Below are 4,158 nucleotides of genomic sequence, written 5' to 3' on the forward strand. Positions count from 1 at the left end.
GCGCGCAAACCCGGCGCGCGCCGCACATCGGCTCTTGCAAACCACCTGTCATTATATCAAACACGGCGCGCCGGGGGAGTGGCAGAGTGGTTGAATGCGACGGTCTTGAAAACCGTTGAGCCTTCGCGGGCTCCGGGGGTTCGAATCCCTCCTCCTCCGCCAGATACTCCCGATAGAACATTGTAATATGAATGCATAATTGGTCCGGTCTCTGGTCCAACCCGCCAAACGCCACAAAGGGCACGCCTCTCACCTCTGGTCTTCACGAAGTCCTCATCCAGGCGTCACTGTGATTGCGGGCTTCTTCGCATCGATTCAGAACGCCGCTTCCTGATCTTGTGCGCAAAGAAGGTGCCGAAGCGAGAGCGGAAGCCGGCCATACATCAGCACACCGAACTGGATGATTTCGGTCGAGGTTTTGAAGCAGCGAAAAGGATTTTTGACCATTTGCAGAAGCTAGCCACGCTAATCTACAGCCTCAAACCCGGTTCCCCTGACAATGCCCTTGTGTCGCCAGTACGTGCGGGCGGGCATCCGAACCGGCCGGGCTTGAAATCCTGCCTCAGCCGGCTCGGTCTTAGTCCGGCTTGCCTGCGTTCACTGTTTCGGAAATCAAATGGAATTCCATCAGCAGGTCACCAATTTCCGTCGCATTGAGCTTCTTCAGCAGCAGATTGCGCAGAAGCGCCGGCCCGGGGATGCCGATTTCCTTTCGGTCGCGCACCTGACTGGTAGCGGCGAGCAGGGAACGGACATCATAGGTCGAGTTGAACACTTCGGGCACACCCCGCTCGACGTTCAGGAGGGTGTAGACAGCTTCCATTGGCGTGCGTACGGAATATTCGGTGGTGAAGACGCAGTCGCGTTCCTTCGATTCTGCAAACTGGCCGATGAATGCGAAGTTGACGGACCCTTCCGGCACCACGTCCGGGCGGTCGCCTGCCTTGCGTGGCATGAAGAAGGCCGTGATATATGGCATCATCACCGGAACGGTCCTGGCGCCGGTCGCAGCCATTTCGGGAATTGCATCAACCGGAACGCCCATGTGGTAGAGCCATTCCTGGGTGATTTCCTCGCCGGTACATTCCTGCATTGGTTTCTTGACGAAATCGCCGGGTTTGTCGACGAACAGCGAATAGAACCAGAGGACCAGCTGGTCGCTCGGCTGCTGCTTGAAATGCGGCTGGCGATTGATCGTCCAGCTACACAACCAGCTGGAATCCTTGACGGTGACGATCCCCCCGCTGACGACATGGCCACTGAAGGGATCACGTTTGACGATCTTCTCGATATATTCAGGGATGCGCGCGTCGAGCGTCGTAATGGTGGCTGATTCCCACTTGGTTTCCGGGATATGCGCGCTGAACACGTCCGGGTGTCCAAAGGCCGGGTCCTTGGCCGCGATGCGCCGCCACAGGTCCCAGGCCGGCGCTGGCCCCTCATTGAGCCTGGCCGGCGTGTGGTGATCGCCAGTGTTGGAATTTTCGGTGAGCGAGCCAATCGTGATGAAGACCAGGTCGTCTTCCCCAAGACTGACCCCTCCGGCAACACTGTTTTCCAGCCAGTGGATGCGGGTCGCCTGTTTGCGACCTGGCTTGTTGTAGAAATCGACATCGGTGACCTCCACGCCATAGCGGAAGGTCACGCCGTGCTCGGTCAACCATTTGACCAGCGGCAGGACGAGCGATTCATACTGGTTGTAGCGAGTGAACTTCAGCGTCGAGAAGTCCGTCAGTCCCTGGATCTGGTGAATGAAGCGATGCAGGTACAGCTTCATTTCGAGCGCGGAATGCCACTCTTCGAATGCGAACATGGTGCGCCAGTAGAGCCAGAAATTGCTGGCGAAGAAATCCTTGCCCATCACTTCATTGATGCGCTTGGTCTCCATCTCCTCGCGCGTGGCGAAAAAGAGCCGCAGCAGATCCTTCTGGGCTTTTTCGTTCAGTGTTAGTAGGGCCTTGTCGGGGACGTCTTGTCCCTGCATCCGGGTGCTTCGCTGTAACGAGAAATTCGGGTCGTCCTGATTGAGCCAGAAGAATTCGTCGAGCACGCTGGCCCCTTCGATCTCGAGCGAAGGGATGGACCGGTAGAGGTCCCACAGGCATTCGAAATGGCTTTCCATCTCGCGCCCCCCCCGGATCACGAAGCCTTTTTCCGGTTCCTCGATGCCGTCCATGGCCCCGCCGGGCAACTGCATCTCCTCGAGGATGGTGATCTTGCTGCCTGCCATGTGACCGTCACGGATCAGGAAGGCCGCGCCTGCCAGCGAGGCAAGACCCGATCCGACGAACCAGGCTGTCTTGTTCTCGACGCCTTCGGGCTTGCGGGGGCGGACGAAGGCTTCGAAATTGCCGCTCGTGTAACGCATCTTGTGTGTCCTTCTACTGACCTGATCGTTGCGGGGATTCTTCGTCCGAACAGTCTTTATGTGGTGGACAGGATGGTGATGCGGGGCACCATGATCTGAATCAATTGTTTGTGACGATTAACGATTGCACGGCCCCGGTCAGTGATTGGAGAGGACACTTGTTGCACAAACATCACCAGGCCGATGACAAGGATATTTTTACGTCACGACGACATGCGGACTGCCATGCCTTTTTATTGCTTTCCTTAGGAATTTCAGCGCTGCACCTTTATCCATCTTCTTTGTGACAAAGGATTCCAGCACCTCACCCTCACGATCCACAGCGCGCCGGAGATCGTGTCGCTCCCCCCGGACTTTGATGAAGACCTCATCCAGGCGCTGCTGCCCTGGTGGACTTCGCCGCATCGGTTCCGACCTGCGTTTCCGGATCGTGTGAGCGAAGTCGGCACTGAAGCGATCGCCCCAGAGACGGACACGCTCATGGCAGACATCAATGCCGCGCTTATGGAGTATGTCGTCGTCATCGCGAAGCGAGAGCGGAGAGCCAATGTCGATTGGCGGACCAGCCCCATCCGTCATCACGCATCCATCAGCACTCTGTGAACACGAGCACGCGGTCGTGAATATCGGGTGAGCGAATACTCCGCTACTCGTCTCCCTGCACCGGAAAGTAAAGCCGGGCGAAATTTCAACCTGGAGAATAGTCATATGTCGCACACGACGTTCATCGCAAAATCCCTGATCGCTGGCCTTGCACTGGCCGCCGCCGCCGGCGCCGCTAACGCGAAGCCAAACGCCCAACTTACTCTGGCCGACAATGCGCCTGCAGACGTCCAGTCCGCCTTCACCGCATGGCAGGCTGGCGAGCGCATCGAAGGCCGCAAGGACAAATGCTACGGCATCGCCCTTGCGGGCGAGAACGATTGCAAAGCCGGTAAGGGCACAAGCTGCGAAGGCACATCCACGGTCGACTTCCAGGGAAATTCCTGGACGTTTGCGCCGAAAGGATCTTGCGATTTCATCGTCTCGCCCGACGGCCCTGCCTCATTGAACGAGCTTGATCGCAACACTCCGGCCTGATCGCAGCCCGGCAACAGAGTTCCTCGGATCACAGTCATGCAACTTCCACCGTCCCTCCCCTCACCCGCGGGTCTCGGGCTCAAACCGGAACACTTTGCTCCGGCGCTCGAGACCGGAGTTGAAGGATTGTGGTTCGAGGTTCACCCTGAAAACTATATGGTCCAAGGTGGCCCACGCCTGGCGTGGCTGGCTGCCATCCGTGAAAAGCGCCAGCTCAGCTTTCACGGTGTCGGCGCGTCTCTTGGCGGGCTGGACCCTTTCGACTCCCAACACATTGAGGCACTCCGTGCACTGATCTCACGCTTCGATCCGTTTCAGGTGTCTGAGCACGCAACGTTCTCCGCGCACAAGATGCGCTACCATGCAGATCTCCTGCCCCTTCCCCGGACACAGGAAGCGCTGGTACATCTAGCAAACCGGGTAGACGAGTTCCAATCCCTGATCGGACGGCGAATTCTGATCGAGAACCCCACCAACTACCTGCCCTTCGCCTGCGAGCTCGACGAACCTGAATTTCTTGTGGATGTCGCCCGTCGATCCGGATGCGGTCTCCTTATGGACATCAATAATATCTGGGTGAGCGCCAACAATGTTGGTGTGGACCCATACGCCTATGTCCGCGCAATACCTGGTGAACTTGTCGGCGAGATTCACGTCGCCGGACACACCGAAGACCCTGCGCTTGGCGCCAAATTTCTCATCGACAGTCA

5 protein-coding genes and 1 tRNA gene are annotated in these 4,158 nt (G+C 57.8%); 4 read left to right on the plus strand and 2 right to left on the minus strand.

Annotated features, from left to right (window positions below; genetic code table 11):
• Window positions 1-72 precede the first annotated feature (72 nt).
• Window positions 73-162 (plus strand) — tRNA-Ser (locus AADA04_RS09520).
• Between the two features lie 415 nt (window positions 163-577).
• Here the strand turns inward: AADA04_RS09520 and AADA04_RS09525 are convergent.
• Complete coding sequence (locus AADA04_RS09525; protein WP_340693026.1) at window positions 578-2,368, minus strand: oleate hydratase; 1,791 nt, start codon at window positions 2,366-2,368, stop codon at window positions 578-580.
• A gap of 198 nt (window positions 2,369-2,566) precedes the next feature.
• The gene (locus AADA04_RS09530) at window positions 2,567-2,773 is read right to left on the minus strand and encodes a DDE-type integrase/transposase/recombinase (protein ID WP_340693029.1); all 207 of its coding nucleotides are present in this window, start codon (window positions 2,771-2,773) and stop codon (window positions 2,567-2,569) included.
• Between AADA04_RS09530 and AADA04_RS09535 the strand changes: the two genes are divergently transcribed.
• From AADA04_RS09535 to AADA04_RS09545, 3 genes are all read left to right on the plus strand, one after another.
• On the plus strand, window positions 2,705-2,971 hold the full coding sequence (locus AADA04_RS09535) for a hypothetical protein (RefSeq protein ID WP_340693030.1): 267 nt from the start codon (window positions 2,705-2,707) through the stop codon (window positions 2,969-2,971). The two genes, AADA04_RS09530 and AADA04_RS09535, sit on opposite strands and share 69 nt — an antisense overlap.
• A gap of 105 nt (window positions 2,972-3,076) precedes the next feature.
• Entirely contained in the window at window positions 3,077-3,448 is a 372-nt protein-coding gene (locus tag AADA04_RS09540; protein ID WP_340693027.1) for a DUF2282 domain-containing protein, read from the plus strand.
• 36 nt (window positions 3,449-3,484) lie between these two features.
• Window positions 3,485-4,158 (plus strand): DUF692 domain-containing protein (locus tag AADA04_RS09545; RefSeq protein ID WP_340693028.1); only part of this gene is annotated, 674 nt, incomplete at its 3' end.

Origin of the sequence: Hyphomonas sp., from assembly GCF_037969335.1 — a bacterium.
Classification (GTDB): domain Bacteria; phylum Pseudomonadota; class Alphaproteobacteria; order Caulobacterales; family Hyphomonadaceae; genus Hyphomonas.